Genomic DNA, 24,377 nt, shown 5'->3' on the forward strand with positions numbered 1-24,377 from the left:
ATTGCAGTACCATCATTACCGAATCGCAGTAAGCATCGAATTTATCATAAGCGTCGGTTGTGACTTCTTTCCCGCCGGGTTCTTGCGATTTCGGCACGAACGCGACCGGCCATGCCCCAGGCCTGCAACCGGGGGCCCGACCGATCGGATGGGCCGTAAAGGCCACCGATCTGTTCCCACCACCCCCCGTCGGTAAACGACACGGTATGCTTGCGTGGTGTCGGCTCGAACAGGAACAGGCTGACGATCCGTCCCTCGCCGGTCAGCCGGGCCGCTTCGGCCCTGAGACGACGTGCCTGATGCCGCCAGCCCGACAGAACGACCGGCGCCTCCGCTTCGACTTCACGCAAGGCTTGAAACGGGATGGACGGTGGGGGAATCAGCCCTTCGGACATCGGCCGCGCCTGCCCCTCGGAGATGCCGTCATGCAAGCCTTGCATCAACGCATGCATCTGCCGGGCACCCAGCTTGCGACGCCGCGCAAGGCGCAGCAGTCGCGCATGCTGATCGCTGACCAACCTGTCCAGTTCGATGGCGTGCTGATCGGCGGGGGCATGTTTGCGTAGAAACACAGCGGTCGATGCCCCGATATCATACAGGCTGAGGGGAACCCGATCTGCCCTGCGTCGCGCACTGGCGGCAAAGCCATGGTGAACGATCGCGCTGTCCAGCCAACGTGTCATCAACACCGCACGCCCGATGCGCACCGCAAGGTCGGTGTCATCGAGGAAAAAGGCAAACCCCGTATCGAACCCGCCCAGATCCTCCAAGATCTGGCGGCGAAAGGCCATGTTCGTGCCGTGCAGCTTGATGAAACGTCCCTCGGCGGGCGGTCCGTCGCGCCCCAAGGCATCAACGGTCATGTGACCCCATTGCAGGCTGATGCCGTTGCGGCCCAGAACGGGGCCGGTCACGGCGGCAAGGTCCGGGCTATCCGAAAAGGCGGTCATGATCGCCTTGGCCCAGCTGGGGGCTGGAACCGCGTCATCGTCGATGAAGGCGACGATCTCCCCCGCGGCGCGGGAGAGCCCGATGTTTCGCGCCTGCGAAATGTTTGGCTGCGCCTGGCTGGCTGTCTTGATGCGATCGGCGAAAGGCAGGCGGTCCAACGCCGCCAATCCGTCGTCGTCGCTGACCACGACCAGTTCGATGTCGGGACCCGAAAGCTGATGAATTCCTGTCAGACAACGGCATAGCGGACGTGGCCGGCCATGGCTGACCACCACAACGCTGAGCCGCATCGAGGCCATCAGGGCAACCCCATCTCCGCCAGCATGGCCTCGATGCGGGGGATGTCTTCGGGGTTGTTGAGCTCCCAGAATTTTCGGCCGCGCGCCTCGACCTCGACGCAGCGCACCTTGTGCCCGGCTTCGAGAAACCGCAGTTGTTCGAGACCCTCCATCGTTTCCAGAACGCCCATGGACCAGTCGGGATAGGCATGCAAAGCCCATGGCCGATAGGCATAGACGCCGACATGGTGAAAGACGGGCGTGTCGGCCTCGGGCGCATAGTCGGTGCTGGTGAACGGGATCACCTCTTTGGAAAAATAAAGCGCGTGGCGTTCGCTGTCACAGACGGCCGTGGTGCCGCCAACCCGTCCGGCGGCGCGATCGGCCTTGAGCGCGGCCAGCGTTTGGCCATCGCATCGCAAGATCGGCGTGGCGAGGGCAGCCTGGCTGTCGGCCTGCAATCCGTCGATCAACGCCTCGAGAAACCACGGCGGGGTCAGCGGCGCATCGCCCTGCAGATTGACGACCATCTCGACCGTGTCCCCAAGCAGGCCCAGCGCCTCGGCGCATCGTTCGGTCCCGTTGCGGCACCGGTCCGAGGTCATCAGCACCGCGGCGCCAAAGCCGCGCGCGGCCTCGGCGATCCGGTCATCGTCGGTCGCCACATAGATCGCATCGAAGCGCGACACCTCGCAGGCCGCGCGCCAGCTGCGTTCGATCAGGCTGCGGGCGACGCGGGTGGCCCCTCGCAACTCGGCCAGGGGCTTGCCGGGATAACGGGTCGAGGCATAGCGCGCCGGGATGATGCAGACGATGCTCATGCCGGTTTCAACGCGACACCGGGGGCATAGGCGATGAAGAACACGTTCGCGAACCCGTCCTTGCCATAGGTAAAGGGCGCGTGATCGTCGAACCGAACCATGGCGCCGCCGGCCCCCCGCAGCACCGCGTCGCCCGCGGCCGTATCCCACTCCATCGTACGGCCAAGGCGCGGGTAAAGATCGGCCTCGCCGGTGGCGACAAGACAGAATTTCAGGGACGAGCCCGCGCTTTTCATGTCGGCGCAGGCGTATTTGCCGATATAGGCATCGGTCGCGGCATCGCGGTGCGATTTCGACGCGACCACGCGCAATGCGGTGTTGTCGGGCTGGGATACGGCGATCTTTTTCACCTCGCCAACGGTGTCCAGCTCGAACGGGCCCGACTCTTCGACACTTTGACCGCTCGCGTCGGTGTAGAACAGACGCCCCTTGGCCGGCGCGTAGACAACGCCAAAGGTTGGCACACCATTTTCCACCAACGCGATATTCACGGTAAAATCGCCGCGTCGCTGGATGAACTCCTTGGTGCCGTCCAGCGGGTCGACGATCAGAAAGCGCTCGGCGCTTTGCTCGTGGCTGTCGGCCTGTTCCTCGGTGACCAGGGCGATATCGGGAAACGCGCGGCGCAGCCGGTCCGAAATGATCGCGTCTGCAGCCTCGTCGGCGGCGGTGACCGGGCTGTCATCCGATTTCGAGCGAATTTCGAAATCATCCGCCTCGTAGATTTCCATGATCGTCCGGCCGCCTTCCAGGGCGGCGCTGCGCAGAACCTGCATCAAATGGGCATGATCCAAAGGTCTGTTCCCTTGCGTTAGATTGATAATGCGTTTGCCTCTGGTTATCGTCGCGTTAAACGACATCAGCAAGTGATGCGGTCGCGCAGAGCCTTATAATCGACATATTGAGACGTCACACAGTTGGCTCTGGCTGGGTACAGGACGGGCGGCATGTTTCAAACCGCGAAACCGACATCGACACGGGCGCTGGTCTTCAACTTCCTCGAAGTCACGTACCATGCCTCGGTGCGCAAGGTGCGCCAGACCCATGGCAATGCGCTTCTGGCCATCGGGTTGAGCCTGCTGCAGAGCCTGATGTTCATCGCCGCGTTCTATTTCATGTTCAACCTGATGGGCACGCGCACCGCCGCGATCCGGGGCAACTTCACCCTGTATCTGCTGACGGGGATCTTTCTGTACCTGACACACATCCAGGCCGTAAGCCAGATCCTCAAGGCCGAGGGGCCAACCTCGTCCATGATGCAGCATGCGCCGATGAACACGCTTGTGGCCATTCTGTCTGCGGCGCTGTCGACGCTGTACGTCAAGATGATCAGCCTCCTGGTCATCCTGTTCGTGATCCACGTCCTGATGGAACCCGTCGAGATCCACAATTGGTCCGGCGCGTTGATGATGTATCTGTTGGCCTGGGGGTCGGGCTGCGCCGTGGGGCTTGTTTTCCTGGCGCTGAAACCGTGGGCGCCGGATTTCGTGAACATCGCGCAGATGGTCTATATCCGCGCCAACATGATCGCGTCAGGCAAGATGTTCGTGGCCAACATGTTGCCGGGTTTCATGATCAACATGTTCGATTGGAACCCGCTGTTCCACATCATCGACCAGGCGCGCGGGTACACCTTTGTGAACTACTTCCCACACAACACCAACTGGCAGTATGCGTTCTACGTGACGATCGGATTGATCTTTCTGGGAATGCTGGGTGATTTCTACACCCGCAAGCACGCCTCGGCCAGCTGGGACGCCAAGCGCTAATCGACGACCCGCATGGTCAGGTTGATCCGGCCCCTCTTGGGCAAAAGTGTCGAACTGCCGGCCTTGACGCGATCGATCCCGTGAAAGGCCAGGCGCGCCTCTCCCGACAAGATGGCCACGTCGCCGGACCGCAGCCAGACGGATTTCGTGGGCCCACCCCGCACGACGCCGCCGACGCGAAACAGCGCCTCGTCCCCCAGGGAAATCGACACCACCGGCATGTCGAAATCCGCCTCGTCGCGGTCCTGATGCATCCCCATGCGTGCGGTATCCGAGTAGAAATTGACCAGGCAACACTGAGGTGCCCGGCCCACGCCGGATACTTGATGCCAGACGCGCAGCGCACGTTCCGGGATCGGCGGCCAGGGCATCCCCTGCGGATGCCGTGCTTCATAGCGATAGCCTCGGCGGTCCGACACCCAACCGTAATCACCAGCCGAAGTCAGGCGCACCGACATGGACTTGCCTCTGGCCGTGACCGGGTGAAACAACGGCGCGGCCGCGACAACGGCCCTCAGGTCCTCGACAAGGGCACGTTGTTCGCCCTCATCCAGAAAACCGGGCAGGACCCGGACACCATTCACCGTGATCTCGGTCATCTGCGGGTGTTGTCCTTTCCTCGTGTCGCGAACGCTTGCAGGGGTATGGACCCCTTCTTATATACCCTCGGAAACCGGCGCGGCGTGCAACCCGTGCCGGATATATCCAAACCGTGAGTTGCGGAACGGGGGCCGCAATCGGACCCGCCCCGCCAGTTCGCTTGAAGAAAGGGACCAGACAGCCATGGCCAAAGTAATTGGTATCGACCTCGGCACCACGAACTCGTGCGTTGCGATCATGGACGGCAGCCAGCCGCGCGTGATCGAGAACGCCGAAGGTGCCCGCACCACCCCCTCGATCGTGGCCTATACGGATGACGAACGCCTCGTTGGTCAGCCGGCCAAGCGCCAGGCGGTTACCAACCCTGAAAACACGATCTTCGCCGTCAAGCGCCTGATCGGCCGCCGCCTGGGCGATGCCGAGGTTGAAAAGGACAAGGATCTTGTGCCGTACAAGATCGTCGATGGCGGCAATGGCGATGCTTGGGTCGAGGTGAAGGGCGAGAAATACAGCCCCTCGCAGATCTCGGCGCAGATCCTGACCAAGATGAAGGAAACCGCCGAGGCCTATCTTGGCGAGGAAGTGACGCAGGCGGTCATCACCGTTCCCGCCTATTTCAACGACGCACAGCGCCAGGCGACCAAGGATGCCGGCAAGATCGCGGGTCTCGAGGTTCTGCGGATCATCAACGAGCCGACGGCCGCCGCACTGGCCTATGGGCTCGACAAGAAAGACACGAAGACCATCGCCGTTTACGACCTTGGCGGCGGGACCTTCGACATCACGATCCTGGAAATCGACGATGGCCTGTTCGAGGTGAAGTCGACCAACGGGGATACGTTCCTCGGTGGTGAAGACTTCGACATGCGGATCGTCAACTACCTGGCCGACGAGTTCAAGAAAGAGCATTCCGTTGATCTCAAGCAGGACAAGATGGCCCTGCAGCGCCTCAAGGAAGCTGCCGAAAAGGCCAAGATCGAGCTGTCCAGCGCCAGCCAGACCGAAATCAACCAGCCCTTCATCTCGATGGGCGCCAATGGTCAGCCGCTGCACATGGTGATGAAGCTGACCCGCGCCAAGCTGGAAAGCCTGGTGAACGACCTGATCAAGCAGTCGATCAAACCGTGCCAGGCCGCCCTGAAAGATGCGGGCCTGTCCAAGGGCGACATCGACGAAGTTGTGCTGGTCGGCGGCATGACCCGCATGCCCAAGGTGATCGAGGAGGTGACCAACTTCTTCGGCAAGGAACCGCACAAGGGTGTGAACCCCGACGAGGTCGTCGCCATGGGCGCCGCCATTCAGGCCGGCGTGCTGCAGGGTGATGTCAAGGACGTGGTTCTGCTGGACGTGACGCCGTTGTCGCTGGGGATCGAGACGCTGGGTGGTGTCTTTACCCGACTGATCGATCGCAACACGACGATCCCGACCAAGAAGGCGCAGATCTTCTCGACCGCTGAAGACAATCAGAACGCCGTGACCATCCGGGTCTTCCAGGGCGAGCGCGAAATGGCCGCAGACAACAAGATGTTGGGTCAATTCAACCTTGAAAGCATCCCGCCCGCCCCGCGTGGCGTGCCGCAGATCGAGGTGACCTTCGACATCGACGCCAACGGCATCGTGTCGGTCGGGGCCAAGGACAAAGGTACCGGCAAGGAACAGAAGATCACGATCCAGGCGTCGGGCGGTCTGTCGGACGATGATATCGACCGCATGGTGCGCGAGGCCGAGGAAAACGCCGAGGCCGACAAGGAGCGCAAGGAACTGGTCGAGACGACGAACCAGGCCGAAAGCCTGATCCATTCGACCGAAAAGTCGCTGGAAGAGCATGGCGACAAGGTCGATCCGACCACGGTCGAGGCGATCGAACTGGCCATCAAGAACCTCAAGGAGCAGCTCGAAAGCGGCGAAGCCAGCAAGATCAAGGGCGGCATCCAGAACGTCACCGAAGCTTCGATGAAGCTGGGCGAGGCGATCTACAAGGCGCAGATGGAGGAATCCGAGGCCAAAGAAGCCGAGGATGACGACGCCGCACGCCCCGTGGACGACGATATCGTCGATGCCGATTTCGAGGATCTCGACGACGACAAGAAGCGGTCGTGATCGCGTGATGTGACCTTTGCCGGGGCCGGTGCGGAAAAGACCGTACCGGCCCACGCATTTCCGGAGGAAACGGAAAACCCATGTCAAAACGCGACTATTACGAGGTATTGGGCGTTGCGCGGGGCGCATCGGCCGATGAGATCAAGAAGGGCTATCGCAAGAAGGCGAAAGAGCTTCACCCCGACCGCAACTCGGACAACCCCGATGCCGAGGCACAGTTCAAGGAAGTGAACGAGGCCTATGACGTTCTGAAGGATGCGGAAAAGAAAGCCGCCTATGATCGGTTCGGTCATGCGGCCTTTGACGGCGGCATGGCGGGCGGGCCGCGCGCAGGCGGCTATGGTGGCGGGCCCGGCCAAGGGGATTTCGCCAGTGCCTTTTCCGATGTCTTCGAGGATCTGTTCGGCGATTTCATGGGCGGTCAACGCGGCGCCGGCGGCGCCCGCCAAAGCCGCGCGACCCGTGGCTCGGACTTGCGCTATAACCTGCGGATCAATCTCGAAGATGCGTATTCGGGCCTGCAAAAGCAGATAACCGTGCCCAGTTCGGTGGCCTGCTCTGCCTGCAACGGCACAGGGTCCGAGGGCGGGTCGGAACCTGTCACCTGTCCCACCTGTTCCGGGATGGGCAAGGTGCGCGCGCAGCAGGGCTTTTTCACGGTTGAACGCACCTGTCCGACCTGTTCCGGCGTGGGGCAGATCGTCAAGAACCCCTGCAGTTCCTGCGGCGGTGCCGGTCGCGTGCAAAAGGATCGCGCGCTGAACGTGAACATCCCGGCCGGTGTCGAAACCGGCACGCGCATCCGCCTGTCAGGCGAGGGCGAGGCCGGGTTGCGCGGCGGACCTGCCGGCGATCTCTACATCTTCATCGAGGTTGCGGATCATTCGCTTTTCCAGCGCGACAGTATGGATCTGTTCTGCCGGGTGCCCGTGTCGATGGTGACCGCCGCCCTGGGTGGCGAGGTCGAGGTGCCCACGATCGAAGGCGGTCGGACCCGGGTCAAGGTGCCCGAAGGCAGCCAGTCCGGCCGTCAGATGCGCCTGCGCGGCAAGGGTATGCCGGCGCTGCGGGGGCCCGGTCAGGGCGACATGTATATCGAATTGGCCGTCGAGACCCCGGTGAAACTGACCAGCGATCAAAAGGACCTGCTGCGCCAGTTCGAGGACAGTTTTTCCAAGTCGAACAACCCCAACGCCTCGGGCTTTTTCGACAAGGTCAAGAAATTCTGGGACGATCTCGCCAGCTGAAGCTTTCCGGCAGGATGAAAAGGGCCCCCTAACGGGGCCCTTTTTTTGGTCACGAGTTACGCCCGATTTCACAAGCGGCCATCACCGCCATGTTCAGGATGTCATTCGCCGTCGAAACGGTCGAAGCAATCTGAACCGGGTGCTGCAACCCCGTCAGGATCGGCCCGATCACGGTCGCCCCTGCCATTTCCTGCATGAGTTTGACGCTGATGCTGGCGGAGTGGCGCGCCGGAACGACCAGAACATTGGCCGGGCCGGACAGACGGCAGAACGGATATTGCGCCATCACGGCCGGATTCAGCGCCACATCCACGGTCATTTCGCCATCATATTCGAAATCGACCCCGCGCTCGTCCAGAACGGCCGGGGCGCGGTGCATCTTGTCGGCCCGTTCGCTGACCGGATACCCGAATGTCGAAAAACTGACGAACGCAACACGCGGGTCCAGCCCCAGCTCACGGGCCACATGGGCACCACGCTCGGCGATAAGGGCCAAGTCATTGTCGTCGGGCCACTCGTTCACCAGCGTGTCCCCGACGAGAACGATCTTACCCTTGTGCAACAGGGCCGTGATCCCGACGGCGCCGTCGGAGGCGCTGGCATCGAACACCTTGCCGATCAGTTCCAGCACATGTGCCGATTTGCGCGTGGCGCCGGTCACCAAGGCGTCGCCATGGCCGTGTGCCAGCATCAGGGAGGCAAAGACATGTCGATCCCGCGCGGCGAGTTTATGGATGTCGTGCCGATCGAACCCTTTTCGCTGCAACCGTTGGTACAGAAAGGATTTGTAGCTTTCGAGATGCTGCGTATTGGCGGCATTCACGACCTCGAGCTCACGCACCGCATCCGCAAGGCCGGCGGTCTCGAGCTTTTCCTTGACGTCGGCTTCGCGCCCCACGACCAGCGCCTTGCCCAAGCCGTTTCGCTGATAGGCGACGGCGGCACGCAACACGCGCACCTCGTCCCCTTCAGCAAAGATCATGCGGGCCTGCGCGTTCCGGGCACGGGCATAAATGCCCTGCAGGATCGAACTGGTCGGATCCATGCGGGCGCGCAACTTGTCGGCATACCCATCGAGATCGACGATCGGACGCCGCGACACGCCTGTATCCATCCCGGCGCGGGCCACGGCCGGCGGAACGGTGTAGATCAGGCGCGGATCGAACGGCGTGGGGATAATGTAGTCGCGTCCAAAGCTGAGCTTGCGGCCATAGGCGATTGCGACCTCGTCGGGTACATCCTCGCGCGCCAGGGCGGCAAGGGCCTCGGCGCAGGCGATCTTCATCTCGTCATTGATGGCGCGTGCATGAATATCGAGCGCCCCCCGAAACAGATACGGAAAGCCCAGAACGTTGTTCACCTGGTTGGGGTAGTCCGACCGACCAGTGGCCACGATGGCATCGATACGAACCTGATGAGCCTCTTCCGGGGTGATCTCGGGGTCGGGGTTGGCCATGGCGAAGATGACCGGGTTGTCGGCCATGGATTTCACCATGTCCTGGGTCACCGCACCCTTCACCGACACCCCCAGGAACACATCGGCCCCCTCCATCGCCTCTTGCAACGTGCGCAGGTCGGTGGCGACGGCATGCGCCGATTTCCACTGGTTCATGCCGGCCGTGCGGCCCTGATAGATCACGCCCTTCGTATCACAGACGATGCAATTCTCGTGCCGTGCGCCCATCGCCTTGAGCAACTCGATACAGGCGATCCCGGCGGCCCCGGCCCCGTTCAGGACGATCCGGCAATCCTCGATCTTCTTGCCGGAGATATGCAAAGCGTTGATCAGCCCGGCGGCACAGATCACGGCCGTACCGTGCTGATCGTCGTGGAAGACGGGAATATCCATCTTCTCCTTCAAGGTCTGCTCTATGATGAAGCACTCGGGCGCCTTGATATCCTCGAGGTTGATCCCGCCGAAACTGGGGCCCATCAACTCGACCGCCTTGATGAATGCGTCCGGGTCCTCGGTATCCAGTTCGATATCGATGGCATTGACGTCGGCAAAGCGTTTGAACAGCACCGCTTTGCCCTCCATCACCGGTTTCGACGCCAAGGCCCCAAGATTGCCCAGCCCCAGAACGGCCGTCCCGTTCGAGATCACGGCGACCATGTTGCCCTTGGTGGTGTAGTCATAGGCGGTTTCGGGGTTCTGGGCGATCACCTCGCAGGGCACGGCGACGCCGGGCGAATAGGCAAGGCTGAGGTCGCGTTGCGTCGCCATTGGGGTCGAGGCGGAAACGTCGATCTTCCCGGGTGTGGGATCCAGATGGTAGGCCAGCGCCTCATCCCGTGTGATCCTCGTTTTTTCGGCCATCCGTTACCCCGTGCTTGCTGGTTCGACACGTCATAGCGGGCACAAAAAGCCACGACAATGACGGCTTTGCCGCTTCAATCCCGACGCCGGCTTTCGTAGGGTCGCCCAGCCGAAACGGGGGAAGGGCATGACCGCACAAGTCACGCCGATGATGGCGCAGTATCTGGAGATCAAGGCGCAGCATTCCGATGCGCTGCTGTTCTACCGGATGGGGGATTTCTACGAGATGTTCTTTGACGACGCCGTGGCCGCGGCCGAGGCATTGGACATCGCGTTGACCAAGCGTGGCAAGCATAACGACGCCGACATCCCGATGTGCGGTGTCCCTGTGCACAGTGCCGAAAGCTACCTTCTGACCCTGATCCGTAAAGGGTTTCGCGTGGCGATCTGCGAACAGATGGAGGACCCCGCCGAGGCGAAGAAGCGTGGCGGATCAAAGGCCGTGGTACGTCGCGAGGTTGTGCGCCTCGTCACGCCCGGCACCTTGACCGAAGACAGCCTTCTCGAGGCGCGGCGTCACAATTTCCTGGCGGCCTATGCCGAGGTTCGCGGGGAAGGCGCTCTGGCCTGGGCCGATATCTCGACGGGCGATTTTCGGGTGTTGCCCTGCCCGCCGGTTCGCTTGGGCCCGGAACTTGCGCGTTTGGCCCCGCGCGAGATCCTGGTGCAGGACAGCATGGAGATTGGGCGGCAAGATGCGATCGGCGAGGTGGGCTGTGCAATCACGCCGCTGTCGCCGGGCAGTTTCGACTCTCAATCGGGGGAAAAGCGGCTGTGCGGCCTTTTCGGTGTGACGACGCTCGAGGCGTTCGGCACCTTCGGGCGCGCCGAACTGTCGGCCATGGGCGCGCTGATCGACTATCTCGATCTGACACAGAAGGGCAGCTTGCCCTTGTTGCGGGCCCCGCGGCAGCAAGCCAGCGGCGGAATCCTGCAGATTGACGCCGCAACGCGCCGAAATCTGGAACTGACCCACGCGTTGTCGGGCGGGCGGGCCAACAGCTTGCTGGCCGTTCTCGACCGCACATTGACGGCGGGCGGCGGCCGGTTGCTGGAACGTCGCCTTTCGGGGCCGTCCACATCGCTGGAAACCATCCGGGCGCGTCACGAAGCCGTGGCGTTTTACGTGTCTGATACGCAGGTTCGAGACGATCAGGATGCCCTGATGCGGCAAATCCCGGACCTTGATCGCGCGCTGTCACGGTTGGCGTTGGACCGTGGCGGGCCGCGTGATCTGGCGGCTATTCGCGATGGCCTGGCCGGCGCGGCGCGGCTTGCCGGGCGTCTGAGCGATATCGAATTGCCCGCTTTGCTGACCGAGGCGCGCCTTGGCCTTGAAGGTCATGACGCGCTTTGCACCATGCTGGCGTCGGCCCTGGTCGATGAACCGCCGGTTCAACTGCGCGATGGCGGGCTGATCGCCGCGGGCTACAGTGCCGAGTTGGACGAGGTGCGGACGCTGCGCGATGAGGGCCGCGGTGTCATCGCCAGCCTGCAAGCGGATTATGTCGAGGCCACCGGGGTCACCTCGCTGAAGATCAAGCATAACAACGTCTTGGGCTATTTCATTGAAACGACAGCGACCCATGCGGACAAGATGCTGTCGCCCCCCCTGTCAGAGCGTTTCATACACCGGCAAACGACGGCGAATGCGGTGCGGTTCACCACGGTCGAGCTGTCCGAGCTGGAAACACGTATCCTGAACGCAGGCAACCGCGCCCTGGAAATCGAGCGTGCGCTGTTCCAATCCCTGCGCGCGGCAATCCTGGAATGCCATGACCGGATCGGTGGCACGGCCCGCGCCCTGTCGGAACTGGACCTTGCCGCGGCCCTTGCCCGCCGCGCCATCGAAGGGGATTGGACCTGCCCGAGGGTGAGTGAGGACCGCAGCTTTCGCATTGTCGGCGGCCGTCATCCGGTTGTCGAGGCGGCCCTGTCCCGCAGCGGCGAGGCCTTCGTCGCCAATGACTGTACGCTGACACCGCAAACCGATGGCGCGGCGATCACCTTGCTGACCGGCCCGAACATGGCGGGGAAATCGACATGGCTGCGCCAGAACGCGCTGATCGTGATTCTGGCTCAAATGGGCAGTTTCGTGCCTGCCGATCAGGCCGAAATCGGCCTGGTCAGTCAGGTTTTCAGCCGCGTTGGTGCATCCGATGACCTGGCCCGGGGGCGGTCGACCTTCATGGTGGAGATGGTCGAAACCGCGTCCATCCTGAACCAGGCCGATGACCGGGCGCTTGTCATCCTGGACGAGATCGGGCGCGGCACGGCCACCTATGACGGCCTGTCGATTGCCTGGGCAACGCTGGAGCACCTGCACGAGGTGAACCGGTGTCGCGCGCTCTTCGCCACCCATTACCACGAGATGACGGCCCTGGCTGCTAAACTGGACGGGCTGTCCAACGCCACAGTGGCCGTCAAGGAGTGGGAGGGCGAGGTCATCTTCCTGCATGAGGTGCGACCGGGCGCGGCGGATCGATCCTACGGCGTGCAGGTCGCAAAACTGGCCGGATTGCCCGGACCGGTGATAGATCGCGCCCAGATCGTGCTGGATGCATTGGAAAAAGGCGAGCGCGAAGGACCCGAAAGATCGACCTTGATCGATGATCTGCCGCTTTTTTCGGTGGCGCCCGCCCCGGTGGCGCGCGCGGCGGCCCCCTCGCCCATCGAAGACCGCATTCGCGCGGTGCATCCCGACGAGATGACCGCGCGCGAAGCCTTGGACCTTGTCTACGAGTTGAAGGCGCTGATGGGCGACTGATCGATCAGCCGGGGTTGGACGACACACCCACCTGGGCCGGCCGCAACAAGCGGTCATGCAGCATGAACCCCTCGGCCATCACCTGAATGATCTCGCCGGCCTTGGTGTCGGGCACGGGGGCCTCGAACATGGCTTGGTGCATCTGGGGGTCGAAGGTATCGCCAACCTCGGGCGACACGGGCGTCACGCCGTGTTTCGCAAAGATGTTGAGCAATTCGCGCATCGTCAGCTCGACCCCTTCGATGACGCCACCGGCGATGTTGCGCTCTTCCTCGCTCGCCGCTTCGATCGCGCGCTTGAGGTTGTCATAGACCGGCAGCAAATCGCGGCTGAGCTTCGAGCCGCCGTAATGCTCGGCCTCGCGGCGGTCGCGTTCGGCGCGCTTTCGACTGTTTTCGGCATCCGCCAAGGCGCGCAACATGCGGTCGCGCAATTCGTCACGTTCGGCGCGCAGGATCTCCAACTCGACGTACGGATCTGCGGACACCTCTTCGTCCTGACCTTCGGTCAAGTCCTCTGCGGTTTGATCTTCTGCAACCTGGTCCTGTTTCGGCTCTGCCATCTTACCCTCTCAAGACCGGTCGGAAATCAGACGTCCGACCAGTTGTGCTGTGTAATCCACGATCGGGACAACGCGGCCATAGTTGAGCCGGGTCGGTCCAATGACACCGACCGCGCCCACGATCTTTCGGTCAGCGTTCATATAAGGAGACACGACGAGACTGGAACCCGAAAGTGAAAACAACTTGTTTTCCGACCCGATGAAAATGCGCACACCGTCGCCTCCCTCGGTCAATTCGAGGAACTCGGCGATGTCGCGTTTTCGCTCGAGATCGTCGAAAAGCTGGCGGATGCGGTCGAGGTCCTCGGCCTCGGATGACTCCGACAAAAGGTTCGAGCGGCCCCTGACGATCAAACGCTCGGTGCGGTCCCCCTCGTTTTCCCAAACCGCAAGACCAGACTCGATCAGGTGGTCTGCCAACGTGTCGATTTCGCGTTTTCGCGTTTCAACCTCGGCCTGCATCAGCGCGCGCAACGACGAGATCGTCTGACCCACCAAGCGCGCATTCAGGAAATTGGCCGCTTCGCGCATGGAACTGGGCGTTGCTCCGAGGGGCGGCGTGAACAGCCGGTTTTCGACATGCCCATCGGAGAAAACCAGCACGACCAAGGCCTGCTGGGGCGACAGCGATACGAACTCGATATGCTGAATCGGCGCTTCGTGCTTGGGCGACAAAACCAGGCTTGCCCCTTGGGTCGCAATCGACAGGGCCGAGCCCACACGATCGAGCAATCCGTTCACATCGGCGGCATTTGATCCGAGCGTGCCGTCGATGGATGCTTTTTCCTGTGCGCTGAGGTCGCCGACTTCGAGAAACCCGTCGACGAACATCCGCAGGCCCAGTTGCGTCGGCACACGGCCAGCCGAAACGTGGGGGCTGCCCAGCAGACCGAGATATTCGAGATCCTGCATCACGTTGCGCACCGTCGCGGCCGAGACCGTTTCCGACAAGGTGCGGGTCAAGGTCCGCGACCCGACCGGCGCACCCGTTTCAAGGTATCCTTCGACAACCCGGCGAAAGACCTCGCGCGAGCGGTTGTTCAGGTCGTCGAAAATGTCTTTCTGGTCCGTCATCGTCCGTCTCTGTCTTGCCAGATCCGTTCCTCTGCGTCGCCATTCGGGGTTGTCCGCCTATCGTTGGCAGATTATCCCGCGAGTGGAAAATCAGGAGATATCTATGCGTCCTTCCGGTCGAAACCTAGACGAAATGCGTTCAATTTCCATCGAAACGGGGGTGATGCGCCATGCCGAGGGGTCGTGCCTGATCCGATGCGGGGATACCCATGTTCTGTGCAGCGCCTCGCTCGAGGAACGCGTGCCGCCGTTTCTGCGCAATTCGGGCCAGGGGTGGGTTACGGCGGAATACGGCATGTTGCCTCGCGCAACCCACACGCGGGGCCGACGCGAGGCCGCGGCCGGAAAGCAATCGGGCCGGACACAGGAAATCCAGCGCCTGATCGGCCGTGCGTTGCGCGCCGGTGTCGACCGGCAGGCACTTGGTGAACGCCAGATCACTGTCGATTGCGATGTGATCCAGGCCGATGGCGGTACGCGCTGTGCCTCGATCACCGGCGGTTGGGTGGCGCTGCGCCTTGCGGTGAACAAGCTTTTGAAATCCGGTGATCTGATCACCGACCCCATCGTCGATCACATCGCGGCCGTGTCCTGCGGGATATATGCCGGGCAGGCGGTGCTCGACCTCGACTACGCCGAGGACTCCGAGGCCGGCACTGACAGCAATTTCGTGATGACCGGCAACCGGACGATGATCGAGGTTCAGGCCAGCGCCGAAGGGGCCGCCTTTAGCCGGGGGCAGTTTGAAGAGATGTTCAGCCTTGCCGAGAAAGGCGTAGCCGAGCTGGTTGCGACACAGACAGCGGCCATTGCCTGATGCGCCGGTTCCAGGGAAAGGAATTGCTGGTCGCCACGCATAACCACGGCAAGCTTGAGGAGATTGCGCATCTTTTGGCGGATTTCGGCATCACCGTGTCATCGGCCAAGGATCACGATCTGCCCGAACCCGAGGAAACTGGCACGACTTTTGTCGAGAATGCCCGTATCAAGGCCCACGCCGCCGCCAAGGCGACCGGTCTGCCGGCGCTGGCCGATGACAGTGGAATCGAGATCGACGCGCTTGGCGGCGCGCCCGGTGTGTACACGGCCGATTGGGCCGAAACACCCAATGGGCGCGATTTCGAGATGGCCATGCGCAAAACGAACGAGGCATTGGACAAGGTAAATGCCCCTCGCCCACGCCTGGCCCGGTTCTGTTGTACCCTGGTTCTGGCCTGGCCTGATGGCCATGACGAGGTGTTCCCCGGTGTCATGGAAGGACAGGTGGTTTGGCCCATGCGGGGGGATCAGGGGCATGGGTATGACCCGATCTTTCAGCCCGAGGGGTACGACATCACCTTTGGGGAGATGGATCGCTGGGAAAAGAACCGCATCAGCCACAGGGCCGATGCGTTCCGCAAACTGGTGACGGTCTTTGAGCCGACCTGACTGGGAAACGGCTGGGTTCGGCCTGTATATCCACTGGCCTTTCTGTCAGGCCAAATGCCCGTATTGCGACTTCAACAGTCATGTCGTCTCGCACATTGATCAGACGCGATGGGCAAACGCCTATGTCTCCGAGATCCGGCGCGTCGCATCAGAGACGCCCGATCGCGTTCTGCGCAGCGTATTTTTCGGCGGCGGAACCCCATCGTTGATGGCGCCCGAGGTCGTTGCGGCAGTGTTGGACACGGTACGTAGCGCGTGGCCAACCGCAAATGACATCGAAATCACGCTCGAGGCGAATCCCACATCCGTCGAGGCCGGACGCTTTCAAGGCTACCGCGACGCGGGGGTAAACCGTATTTCGATGGGCGTTCAGGCGCTGAATGACGCCGATCTGCGCGGCCTTGGACGCTTACATACCGCGGCCGAGGCAAAGGCAGCCTACGATATCGCGCGGTCCGTGTTCGACCGCGTCAGTTTCGATCTGATCTATGCGCGACAACACCAAAGCCTGACCGACTGGTCCGCCGAACTTGGCGAAGCACTGTCGATGGCGATCGACCATCTGTCGCTCTACCAGCTGACAATCGAGGTTGGCACTGCCTTTGCAGATCGCCAGGCGCGGGGCGGTCTGGCCGGTTTGCCCGAGGATGACCTTGCCGCCGACATGTACGAGGTCACGCAAGAGCTCTGTGACAAGGCGGGTTTGCCGGCGTACGAGATCTCAAATCATGCGGGGGACCTCGCGCAATCGCAACACAACCTGATCTATTGGAGATCGGGGGATTGGGCCGGCATTGGACCAGGCGCGCATGGCCGCTTGACGCTTGATGGCACACGCTATGCCACCGAAACGCCACTGGCGCCCATGGCGTGGATTGGCGCGGTCGAACGCGCCGGGACTGGCGAAACCCTGAGACAGGCTTTATCGCCTGAGGATCATGGGGTCGAATATATCATGATGGGTTTGCGCCTGCGTGATGGCGTCGAGCTGGACCGACTCCGCTGCATCAGCGGGACCAATTTAGCCCCGGATCGGATCGACCATTTGCAAGGTCTTGGGCTGGTGGCGGTCGAGAATGGCATGCTTCGCACGACGGCGGCGGGCCGGCCTGTCTTGAATGCGATCCTTCGTGATCTGCTGATCTGATCAGGTCACCTGCGCCGACAACAGGCGCATCAGGTCGTCCAGCTCTCCCAAGTCTTTGTAATTGATCGATATATTCCCCGTTCCTTTGGCCTCGTCATGCGAGATGGACACTTTCATGCCCAGTGCCGCGCTTAAATCGCCCTCAAGAGCGCGCGTGTCGGCGTCTTTCGACGACTGACCTTTGGCAGAACGTTTCGACGGGCCGCCCTGTGCCGGTTTCCTGGCCAGTTTTTCGACCTCGCGTACCGACAATCCCTTGGCCACCGCTTTCCGAGCCAACTCGACCGGGTTTTCCGTCGTGATCAGCGCTCGGGCATGACCGGCAGACAGCCGGCCATCGCGCAGCATATCCTGAACCTCGTCAGGCAACTGGAGAAGGCGCATCAGGTTGGCGATGTGGCTACGGCTCTTGCCCATGGCCGTGGCCAGTTGGTCCTGCGTGTGACCGAAGCGATCCATCAGTTGCCGATAACCTTGCGCCTCTTCGACGGCATTCAGATCGGCGCGCTGGATGTTTTCGATGATCGCGACCTCCAATACTTCCGTATCGGTGAAATCGCGAATGATGGCGGGCAACTCGTGCAGTTGCGCCCGTTGCGCCGCCCGCCAGCGACGCTCGCCCGCGACGATCTGATATCGGCCCGAGTCGGCGGGATCGACCCGCAAAATGAGGGGTTGGATGACACCTTTTTCGCGAATCGATGCGGCGAGTTCATCGAGAGCCTCATCCGAGAAGGCGCGGCGTGGCTGATCCGGGTTGGCGAAAATGCGTTCGATCGGAACAAGCTGATCAGCCCTGCGCGGGCTGGTCGTTTCGACCTCTGAAGGTACTGCAGCGCGTTCGCTTTCCTCGGGCTGAATATCGGCCATCAGGGCCGACAGCCCACGGCCCAGACCTTTACGATCTCTTTTCTGCGCCATCACGCCTGCTCCTTCTCGACACTTGCCCGCGCCAGCAATTCCTCAGCCAGTGCCATATAGGCTTGGCTACCTTTTGACGCCGGATCGTAATCGATCACCGACATCGCGTAAGACGGGGCCTCGGACACGCGAACATTGCGAGGTATACGGGTTTGAAACACCAATTCGCCCAAGTTTTCGCGGGCATCGGCCTCGACCTGTCGCGACAGGTTGTTGCGCAAATCGTACATCGTCAGAACAATGCCCTCGATCCGCAGGCCGGGATTTGCGGTTTCCCGGACCTCTCGGACCGTCAGCATGAGTTGCGACAGCCCCTCGAGCGCGAAGAATTCAGACTGGAGCGGGACCAGAACGGCGTCGCTGGCAACCAAAGCGTTCACCGTCAACAAGCTGAGAGAAGGCGGGCAATCGATCAGGACATAATCGAACGCAGCGGCGGTCGGTCCGTTCAGCGCCTCTTTCAACAGGAATACGCGGTTGCCTTGCGACACCAACTCGACATCCGTTGAGCTGAGGTCCGTGGTCGCCGGCGCGATGGACATCCCCAAGATCTCGGTCTTTTGGATCACTTGGGCCAAGGGGGCGTCATCGAGCAGCAAATCGTAGGTCGTCAGATCACGTGCGGACGGTTCGATCCCCAACCCGGTGGACGCGTTCCCTTGCGGGTCGATATCGACAATCAGGACGGTCTTTCCGATCCGGCTTAGGGCGGCACCAAGATTGATGGCGGTTGTGGTTTTTCCCACGCCACCCTTTTGATTGGTGATGGCCAGGATCCTGGGGGCCTGAGCGTCAGACATGCGAGATATTTCCTATACGCAGGATGGCGGCATCTGCGGCCGTCGTCGAGGGGATGCAGTCGGCATCCGTCTGCCAGTTGGCCTGAGCGGACGCAAGTTCTTCGCGATAGGCTGCACCCTTTTGAAACAGGCATTCCCCGTCTGGTGCGAGATGCCGATGCGCATAGCCCAATAATTGATCAAGATTGACCAGTGCGCGGGCCGAGATCACATCGGCCCTCTGCGGCGGAGCGTCCTCAATCCGGCGGCTTAGCACATTGACAGAAGCCCCGACTTGCCGGCCGACCTCTCTCAGGAAACTGCATTTGCGAATGTCGCTCTCGATGAATGTGAAGGAAAGCTGCGGCGCCTTCTCCGACGCGAGGATGGCGCACACCATACCGGGGAAACCACCCCCGCTGCCGAGATCCAGCCACTTCCCTTCGGTTTTGGTGGCCGCTTCGAACACCTGCGCTGAGTCGAGGAAATGACGCTCCCACGCGGTGCCGAGTGTGGACGGGGATATCAGATTGATCGCCTTTTGCCATTTTAGCAAAGCGGTGTGATAAGCGATCAACTTCTCCGATGTTTCACGTGAAACACCTGAAAAAAGCCGCGCGCGCGCCGCGTCCTCGGTCATGCCGATTTCCGTTCGCTCTGTCGTAGCTTGGTCAAGATCAAAGCCAAGGCAGCAGGCGTCATCCCGTCGATCCGGCCTGCTTGCCCCAGTGTTCTCGGCCGTATCTGCGACAACTTGCCCCGCAACTCGTTTGAGAGCCCTGTCAAATCGCCATATGCGAATCCATCCGGAATCATCAGGTTTTCATCGCGCCTTAGCGCCTCGGCATCGCGTTGCTGCCGAGCCACATAAGTGGCGTACAGCGCCTCGATGGCCAACTGATCCTTGGTGTCACTATCGAGGTTCTGAACCTCCGGCGCCAATTGCGTCAGTGCGTCAAAACCTACATCCGGTATGGCCAGCATCTGGAATCCGTTACGCCGCTGCCCATCCTGATTAATCTTGAGGCCAATCGCAGTCGCGTCGCGCGGAGAAATGGACACGGATTCGAGGAGTGTCCGACCATGCTCCAGACGCTCCATCTTCGCCTCGAAGATGGACTGCCGCGTTTCGTCCACAATCCCAAGTGCGATCGCGCGGGGCGTCAGGCGTTGATCTGCATTATCAGCGCGGAGCGACAACCGATACTCGGCTCGTGAGGTGAACATCCGATAGGGCTCGGACACCCCTCGGGTCACAAGGTCATCAACAAGCACGCCGATATACCCCTCGTCTCGTGCAAAGGAAACTGGCTCTTTTCCCTGGGCACGCTTCGCGGCATTCAGGCCGGCCAACAAGCCCTGCGCCGCGGCTTCCTCATACCCGGTCGTTCCGTTGATCTGACCTGCGAGGTACAGACCGGGCAGCGCCTTGAGTTGCAGATGGACGTCGAGCGAACGTGGATCGACATAATCGTATTCAATGGCGTATCCGGGCTGCAGGATCTCGGCCTTCTCCAAACCGGCGATGGATCGAACATAGCCGACCTGGATGTCTTGTGGCAGCGAGGTCGAAATCCCGTTAGGATAAATCACATCGCTATCCAGTCCCTCAGGCTCGAGGAAGATTTGATGCGAAGATTTGTCGGCAAACCTGACCACCTTATCCTCGATCGAGGGGCAATAGCGTGGCCCGACGCCTTCGATATGCCCGCCATACATGGCAGATAGGTCAAGGTTGGCGCGGATGATGTCGTGGGTTCTTTCGTTCGTATGCGTGATTCCGCATGCGATCTGAGGAACCGATGGCTCGTGCGATAAAAACGAGAAAAGGAACGGGTCATCATCGGCCGGCTGCAGATCAAGATCATCCCAATTGATCGAGCTTTTCCGCAACCTTGGCGGCGTGCCGGTTTTCAGACGACCCAACGGGAGGCTCATGTCGTCAAGGCGTTGCGCAAGTTTGATCGACGGCTTGTCACCCATCCGCCCGCCGGCCGTTCTCTGATCGCCGATATGAATAACGCCGCGCAGGAATGTGCCCGTGGTCAGAACCACTGATAGCGCTGTGATTTCGGACCCATCGGAAAGCACGACACCTCCGATTTCTTCGTCGGTAACGATCAGATCTGAAACTTCGCCCTCGATCACGCTGAGCCCAGCCTGATCGTCCATCAACGCATGAATGGCTTGCCGATACAGCTTGCGGTCCGATTGCGTCCGCGGTCCGCGGACGGCGGGGCCCTTCCGCCGATTTAGCAGACGAAATTGAATGCCTGACCGGTCAGCGGCCAAGCCCATGATCCCCCCTAGGGCATCGATTTCTCGAACCAAATGGCCTTTACCCAACCCGCCTATTGCCGGGTTGCACGACATCACACCGATCCCATCCCGTGTGAGCGTCACGAGAGCCGTGCGTGCCCCGGCGCGTGCAGCGACATGGGCGGCCTCTGCCCCCGCATGGCCGCCGCCAATCACGATGACGTCGAAGTCGGTATGTTTCACGTGAAACACTCCTACTTTCCGATACAGAAGTTTGCGAAGATCTCGCCCAGAACGGTTTCTACATCGACACGACCGATCAACGAGTCAAGCGCTGTCACCGCCGACCTCAAATGTTCTGCCGCAAATTCGGGCAACCCCGCCTCTGCGACCAACAACTGTTCTGCAACGTCCAGCTCCGTTTCCGCCTGCTGCAACGCATGCCGATGGCGCGCCGTCGTGGCCGTTGCAACCTTGTCCGCCCGTTCCGATAATACCGCCGTGATACTTGACAACAGGGCATCCACCCCCTGCCCGGTCAACCCCGATATCCCATCGCCATCCCGCAGATCCCCTTTGGATCGCACAGCGATATCCCCTTGGCACATCACGTCGCTACCATCCGCCTCATCGTCCGACAGCAAAAGTACCCTGAGATCCGCGGCTTTTGCGCGCTCCCTGGCTCGCGCGACTCCGATTTTCTCGATCTGGTCCTCGGTCTCTCGCAGCCCCGCCGTATCCAGGAACACCACCGGCAATCCGCCAAGATCGACGCGCACCTCGATGACATCACGCGTCGTCCCCGCAATCTCGGAGGTTATCGCGACATCGCGCTTTGCGATCCGGTTGAGCAAGGTGGATTTTCCCGCGTTCGGCGCACCGAGGATTGCCACCTCGAAGCCTTCCCGTATCCGCTCGCCAATGCGCGAGCCCTCGATCTCGCGTCGAATTGTCGAACGTGTCCGCTCCAGCAAATCCAGAACTTCTGGGGCGACATCAACGGGAACATCTTCATCCGCGAAATCAATCGTCGCCTCGATCAACCCGGCCGCGCGGATCAGGTCCCTTCGCCAGATCTCTGACGTCTCTTGCAATCCGCCCTCGTAAAGACGCATCGCCTGTTGCCGCTGCGCTTCAGTTTCGGCTTCGATCAGATCCGACAGTCCCTCGACTTGCGCCAGATCCAGCCGATCGTTCATCAAAGCCCGCCGCGTGAATTCTCCGGCCTCTGCAGGTCGGGCGAGGCCCGTATTCAGAATAGCTGACTCCACGGCATTGATGACCGCACGACTGCCATGGAGGTGAAACTCCACGACATCTTCTCCGGTAAAACTGTGGGGTGCGCTGAAAACCAGCACCAACGCGTCGTCGAGGATTTCCCCGGCCGTAGACCGTATCTTCCTCAACCCAAACCGACCGGAATCCGGCAGGGTGGAAACCAGGCGATCCGCAACCCCAAACGCCTGCGGCCCCGACACCCGGATCACAGCCACGCCCGCCTTTCCCCGCGCCGTGGCCAGGGCAAAGATGGTGCTCATGGCCATGTCTTCCGATCAGGTATTCATCGAGTCGAAGAATTCCGAATTCGTTTTGGTCTGCTTGAGCTTGGACAGCAGGAACTCGATCGCGTCGGTCGTGCCCATCGGGTTCAGGATCCGACGCAGAACAAAGGTCTTTTGCAGATCACCCTTCTCGACCAGCAGATCCTCTTTGCGGGTACCGGATTTCAGGATGTCCATCGCCGGGTAAACGCGTTTGTCGGCAACTTTACGATCGAGGACGATCTCAGAGTTACCGGTACCTTTGAATTCTTCGAAAATGACCTCATCCATTCGGCTACCCGTATCGATGAGCGCGGTCGCAATAATGGTTAGCGAGCCACCTTCTTCGATGTTGCGCGCGGCACCAAAGAACCGCTTGGGCCGCTGGAGCGCATTAGCATCGACGCCGCCGGTCAAAACCTTGCCGGACGATGGCACCACTGTGTTGAAGGCCCGACCAAGACGCGTGATCGAGTCCAGCAGAATGACGACATCGCGCTTGTGTTCTACCAGGCGCTTGGCCTTTTCGATGACCATATCCGAGACCGCGACGTGCCGCGTTGCCGGTTCGTCAAAGGTCGAGGAAATGACCTCTCCCTTCACCGAACGCTGCATGTCCGTGACCTCTTCTGGGCGTTCATCGATCAAAAGGACGATCAGGTAACACTCGGGGTGGTTCGTCTCGATAGAATGGGCGATGTTCTGAAGCAACACCGTTTTGCCCGTACGCGGTGGCGCGACAATCAGGGCACGCTGGCCTTTACCTATCGGTGAAACCAGGTCAATGATCCGAGCCGAGCGATCCTTGATCGTCGGATCTTCGATCTCCATCTTCAGGCGATCGTTGGGATATAGCGGCGTAAGGTTGTCGAAAGCGATCTTGTGCTTGGCCTTGACCGGGTCTTCGAAATTGATCTTCGACACATTCGTCAGCGCGAAATAGCGTTCGTTCTCGCGCGGCGCGGCGATGACGCCTTCGACCGTGTCGCCCGTACGCAGGCTATGTTGACGGATCATGTCCGGCGACACGTAAATATCGTCGGGACCGGGGAGATAGTTCGCCTCGGGGCTGCGAAGGAAACCGAACCCATCCTGCAAAACCTCGAGAACGCCGTCACCGGCGATTTCCCAGCCTTCATCGGCCCGCTCGCGCAGGATCTCGAACATCATGTCGCCCTTGCGCATGGTCGAGGCGTTTTCGATCTCCAATTCCTCGGCCATCGACAACAGGTCTTTGGGGGATTTGGCCTTCAGGTCTGCAAGACGCAGGGTGTTGTTGCTCATCGCTGGTCACCGATCATCATCATCTATGCCAAATACGCTTGGCATGGGTGATGGCACTGTCATGGGGTTACCGCCATCGGACGATGGCCTTGTCTCCCTGCTAGGCTGCGAACGACCGATTGTCAATTCTGGCTTCTCGACCGTGACCTTCCAATAAATATGAAAAGAAATTTTAAAAGTTGGGGGTGTAGTAGTCGCGTTAGCAAACGGGACAGCACTGTTTTTGGTTCTTTTTCAACAGGATTGTCCTGACCATGACTTTGTGGGATGAAGTTGTTGCGACATCAGTGAAAAGACAGAAAGTATTTTATTTTCAATCACTTGTAATGGAAAAACTGGTGGAACTACCTGTGGATATGATCTCGGTCACGCCGCCGTTGCGGGATTTTGCACCGCTCACATGAACATCTATGTCCACGGGGACAAGTCGGGGGTAAGGACGGAAAGATGTGGCGGGTTACGCACAAAGCATGTCACCCGGCACTTGGCTCACTTTCGGCCAAGCGCTTCCTCGTCCAGATCTCAACAAGTC

Annotated in this window: 21 protein-coding genes; 8 read left to right on the forward strand and 13 right to left on the reverse strand. The window is 60.9% G+C overall.

Annotation, left to right across the window (positions count from 1 at the left end):
- Positions 1-44: 44 nt before the first annotated feature.
- Genes ROSELON_RS04880 through cysQ form a run of 3 tightly spaced genes read right to left on the reverse strand, consistent with a single transcriptional unit; the run spans position 45 to position 2,826 of the window.
- The gene (locus tag ROSELON_RS04880; RefSeq protein WP_025311308.1) at positions 45-1,250 is read right to left on the reverse strand and encodes a glycosyltransferase family 2 protein; all 1,206 of its coding nucleotides are present in this window, start codon (positions 1,248-1,250) and stop codon (positions 45-47) included.
- A complete protein-coding gene (locus ROSELON_RS04885; RefSeq protein WP_025311309.1) occupies positions 1,250-2,050 on the reverse strand; it encodes a 3-deoxy-manno-octulosonate cytidylyltransferase in 801 nt (266 codons plus the stop codon). The genes ROSELON_RS04880 and ROSELON_RS04885 overlap by 1 nt, the downstream gene beginning before the upstream one ends.
- Positions 2,047-2,826 carry a 3'(2'),5'-bisphosphate nucleotidase CysQ gene (gene cysQ, locus ROSELON_RS04890; protein WP_038650949.1) on the reverse strand — a complete coding sequence of 260 codons (780 nt, stop codon included), beginning with the start codon at positions 2,824-2,826 and terminating at the stop codon, positions 2,047-2,049. The genes ROSELON_RS04885 and cysQ overlap by 4 nt, the downstream gene beginning before the upstream one ends.
- A gap of 171 nt (positions 2,827-2,997) precedes the next feature.
- On the opposite strand from cysQ, the gene ROSELON_RS04895 reads away from it, so the two are divergent.
- Positions 2,998-3,819 carry an ABC transporter permease gene (locus tag ROSELON_RS04895; protein WP_025311311.1) on the forward strand — a complete coding sequence of 274 codons (822 nt, stop codon included), beginning with the start codon at positions 2,998-3,000 and terminating at the stop codon, positions 3,817-3,819.
- Here ROSELON_RS04895 and ROSELON_RS04900 read toward each other — a convergent pair.
- Positions 3,816-4,418, reverse strand: a complete 603-nt coding sequence (locus tag ROSELON_RS04900) for an alpha-ketoglutarate-dependent dioxygenase AlkB family protein (RefSeq protein WP_025311312.1) — start codon at positions 4,416-4,418, stop codon at positions 3,816-3,818. The genes ROSELON_RS04895 and ROSELON_RS04900 overlap by 4 nt on opposite strands.
- 184 nt (positions 4,419-4,602) lie before the next feature.
- On the opposite strand from ROSELON_RS04900, the gene dnaK reads away from it, so the two are divergent.
- Positions 4,603-6,519, forward strand: a complete 1,917-nt coding sequence (gene dnaK, locus ROSELON_RS04905; RefSeq protein WP_025311313.1) for a molecular chaperone DnaK — start codon at positions 4,603-4,605, stop codon at positions 6,517-6,519.
- Between the two features lie 80 nt (positions 6,520-6,599).
- On the forward strand, positions 6,600-7,766 hold the full coding sequence (dnaJ, locus tag ROSELON_RS04910) for a molecular chaperone DnaJ (protein ID WP_025311314.1): 1,167 nt from the start codon (positions 6,600-6,602) through the stop codon (positions 7,764-7,766).
- Positions 7,767-7,815: 49 nt separating this feature from the next.
- On the opposite strand, the gene ROSELON_RS04915 is transcribed toward dnaJ, so the two are convergent.
- Positions 7,816-10,083, reverse strand: a complete 2,268-nt coding sequence (locus ROSELON_RS04915) for an NADP-dependent malic enzyme (protein WP_025311315.1) — start codon at positions 10,081-10,083, stop codon at positions 7,816-7,818.
- Between the two features lie 127 nt (positions 10,084-10,210).
- On the opposite strand from ROSELON_RS04915, the gene mutS reads away from it, so the two are divergent.
- On the forward strand, positions 10,211-12,850 hold the full coding sequence (mutS, locus tag ROSELON_RS04920) for a DNA mismatch repair protein MutS (RefSeq protein WP_025311316.1): 2,640 nt from the start codon (positions 10,211-10,213) through the stop codon (positions 12,848-12,850).
- A gap of 4 nt (positions 12,851-12,854) precedes the next feature.
- Here the strand turns inward: mutS and ROSELON_RS04925 are convergent, their stop codons facing one another.
- Both ROSELON_RS04925 and hrcA read right to left on the reverse strand, forming a co-directional pair.
- Entirely contained in the window at positions 12,855-13,412 is a 558-nt protein-coding gene (locus ROSELON_RS04925) for a nucleotide exchange factor GrpE (RefSeq protein WP_025311317.1), read from the reverse strand.
- Between the two features lie 9 nt (positions 13,413-13,421).
- Positions 13,422-14,486 (reverse strand): heat-inducible transcriptional repressor HrcA, encoded by a 1,065-nt coding sequence (hrcA, locus tag ROSELON_RS04930; RefSeq protein ID WP_025311318.1) that lies wholly within the window; start codon positions 14,484-14,486, stop codon positions 13,422-13,424.
- A gap of 103 nt (positions 14,487-14,589) precedes the next feature.
- On the opposite strand from hrcA, the gene rph reads away from it, so the two are divergent.
- Genes rph through hemW form a run of 3 tightly spaced genes read left to right on the forward strand, consistent with a single transcriptional unit; the run spans position 14,590 to position 17,061 of the window.
- The gene (gene rph / locus ROSELON_RS04935) at positions 14,590-15,303 is read left to right on the forward strand and encodes a ribonuclease PH (RefSeq protein WP_025311319.1); all 714 of its coding nucleotides are present in this window, start codon (positions 14,590-14,592) and stop codon (positions 15,301-15,303) included.
- Positions 15,303-15,914, forward strand: coding sequence for an RdgB/HAM1 family non-canonical purine NTP pyrophosphatase (gene rdgB / locus ROSELON_RS04940; RefSeq protein ID WP_025311320.1), 612 nt, complete (start codon positions 15,303-15,305; stop codon positions 15,912-15,914). The genes rph and rdgB overlap by 1 nt, the downstream gene beginning before the upstream one ends.
- Positions 15,901-17,061, forward strand: a complete 1,161-nt coding sequence (hemW, locus tag ROSELON_RS04945; protein ID WP_025311321.1) for a radical SAM family heme chaperone HemW — start codon at positions 15,901-15,903, stop codon at positions 17,059-17,061. The genes rdgB and hemW overlap by 14 nt, the downstream gene beginning before the upstream one ends.
- Here the strand turns inward: hemW and ROSELON_RS04950 are convergent, their stop codons facing one another.
- Genes ROSELON_RS04950 through rho form a run of 6 tightly spaced genes read right to left on the reverse strand, consistent with a single transcriptional unit; the run spans position 17,062 to position 23,845 of the window.
- Positions 17,062-17,982: a ParB/RepB/Spo0J family partition protein gene (locus ROSELON_RS04950; RefSeq protein WP_025311322.1), complete on the reverse strand. Its 921-nt coding sequence runs from the start codon at positions 17,980-17,982 to the stop codon at positions 17,062-17,064. It abuts the gene before it with no gap.
- On the reverse strand, positions 17,982-18,782 hold the full coding sequence (locus ROSELON_RS04955; RefSeq protein WP_038650204.1) for a ParA family protein: 801 nt from the start codon (positions 18,780-18,782) through the stop codon (positions 17,982-17,984). The genes ROSELON_RS04950 and ROSELON_RS04955 overlap by 1 nt, the downstream gene beginning before the upstream one ends.
- Positions 18,775-19,401 (reverse strand): 16S rRNA (guanine(527)-N(7))-methyltransferase RsmG, encoded by a 627-nt coding sequence (rsmG, locus tag ROSELON_RS04960; RefSeq protein WP_025311324.1) that lies wholly within the window; start codon positions 19,399-19,401, stop codon positions 18,775-18,777. Before rsmG ends, ROSELON_RS04955 begins: the two co-directional genes overlap by 8 nt.
- Entirely contained in the window at positions 19,398-21,272 is a 1,875-nt protein-coding gene (gene mnmG, locus ROSELON_RS04965) for a tRNA uridine-5-carboxymethylaminomethyl(34) synthesis enzyme MnmG (RefSeq protein WP_025311325.1), read from the reverse strand. Before mnmG ends, rsmG begins: the two co-directional genes overlap by 4 nt.
- Positions 21,273-21,274: 2 nt before the next feature.
- Positions 21,275-22,558, reverse strand: coding sequence for a tRNA uridine-5-carboxymethylaminomethyl(34) synthesis GTPase MnmE (gene mnmE / locus ROSELON_RS04970; RefSeq protein ID WP_025311326.1), 1,284 nt, complete (start codon positions 22,556-22,558; stop codon positions 21,275-21,277).
- A 15-nt stretch (positions 22,559-22,573) separates the two neighbouring features.
- Entirely contained in the window at positions 22,574-23,845 is a 1,272-nt protein-coding gene (gene rho / locus ROSELON_RS04975; RefSeq protein WP_025311327.1) for a transcription termination factor Rho, read from the reverse strand.
- Between the two features lie 254 nt (positions 23,846-24,099).
- On the opposite strand from rho, the gene ROSELON_RS18105 reads away from it, so the two are divergent.
- Positions 24,100-24,249 carry a hypothetical protein gene (locus tag ROSELON_RS18105; RefSeq protein WP_156945817.1) on the forward strand — a complete coding sequence of 50 codons (150 nt, stop codon included), beginning with the start codon at positions 24,100-24,102 and terminating at the stop codon, positions 24,247-24,249.
- The last annotated feature ends 128 nt before the right edge of the window (positions 24,250-24,377 follow it).

The organism is Roseibacterium elongatum DSM 19469, from assembly GCF_000590925.1.
Classification (GTDB): domain Bacteria; phylum Pseudomonadota; class Alphaproteobacteria; order Rhodobacterales; family Rhodobacteraceae; genus Roseibacterium; species Roseibacterium elongatum.

What these genes read in the sequence shown, in the direction of transcription:
- dnaJ (WP_025311314.1), top strand. Translation starts at nt 6,600, where the DNA reads ATGTCAAAACGCGACTATTACGAGGTATTGGGCGTTGCGCGGGGCGCA.
- ROSELON_RS04925 (WP_025311317.1), bottom strand. Translation starts at nt 13,412, where the DNA reads ATGGCAGAGCCGAAACAGGACCAGGTTGCAGAAGATCAAACCGCAGAG.
- ROSELON_RS04885 (WP_025311309.1), bottom strand. Translation starts at nt 2,050, where the DNA reads ATGAGCATCGTCTGCATCATCCCGGCGCGCTATGCCTCGACCCGTTAT.
- ROSELON_RS04955 (WP_038650204.1), bottom strand. Translation starts at nt 18,782, where the DNA reads ATGTCTGACGCTCAGGCCCCCAGGATCCTGGCCATCACCAATCAAAAG.
- ROSELON_RS04900 (WP_025311312.1), bottom strand. Translation starts at nt 4,418, where the DNA reads ATGACCGAGATCACGGTGAATGGTGTCCGGGTCCTGCCCGGTTTTCTG.
- hrcA (WP_025311318.1), bottom strand. Translation starts at nt 14,486, where the DNA reads ATGACGGACCAGAAAGACATTTTCGACGACCTGAACAACCGCTCGCGC.
- ROSELON_RS04950 (WP_025311322.1), bottom strand. Translation starts at nt 17,982, where the DNA reads ATGGCGCAGAAAAGAGATCGTAAAGGTCTGGGCCGTGGGCTGTCGGCC.
- ROSELON_RS04880 (WP_025311308.1), bottom strand. Translation starts at nt 1,250, where the DNA reads ATGGCCTCGATGCGGCTCAGCGTTGTGGTGGTCAGCCATGGCCGGCCA.
- rph (WP_025311319.1), top strand. Translation starts at nt 14,590, where the DNA reads ATGCGTCCTTCCGGTCGAAACCTAGACGAAATGCGTTCAATTTCCATC.
- mnmE (WP_025311326.1), bottom strand. Translation starts at nt 22,558, where the DNA reads ATGAGCACCATCTTTGCCCTGGCCACGGCGCGGGGAAAGGCGGGCGTG.
- dnaK (WP_025311313.1), top strand. Translation starts at nt 4,603, where the DNA reads ATGGCCAAAGTAATTGGTATCGACCTCGGCACCACGAACTCGTGCGTT.
- ROSELON_RS04895 (WP_025311311.1), top strand. Translation starts at nt 2,998, where the DNA reads ATGTTTCAAACCGCGAAACCGACATCGACACGGGCGCTGGTCTTCAAC.
- rsmG (WP_025311324.1), bottom strand. Translation starts at nt 19,401, where the DNA reads ATGACCGAGGACGCGGCGCGCGCGCGGCTTTTTTCAGGTGTTTCACGT.
- rdgB (WP_025311320.1), top strand. Translation starts at nt 15,303, where the DNA reads ATGCGCCGGTTCCAGGGAAAGGAATTGCTGGTCGCCACGCATAACCAC.
- rho (WP_025311327.1), bottom strand. Translation starts at nt 23,845, where the DNA reads ATGAGCAACAACACCCTGCGTCTTGCAGACCTGAAGGCCAAATCCCCC.
- ROSELON_RS18105 (WP_156945817.1), top strand. Translation starts at nt 24,100, where the DNA reads ATGACTTTGTGGGATGAAGTTGTTGCGACATCAGTGAAAAGACAGAAA.
- mutS (WP_025311316.1), top strand. Translation starts at nt 10,211, where the DNA reads ATGACCGCACAAGTCACGCCGATGATGGCGCAGTATCTGGAGATCAAG.
- ROSELON_RS04915 (WP_025311315.1), bottom strand. Translation starts at nt 10,083, where the DNA reads ATGGCCGAAAAAACGAGGATCACACGGGATGAGGCGCTGGCCTACCAT.
- cysQ (WP_038650949.1), bottom strand. Translation starts at nt 2,826, where the DNA reads ATGCAGGTTCTGCGCAGCGCCGCCCTGGAAGGCGGCCGGACGATCATG.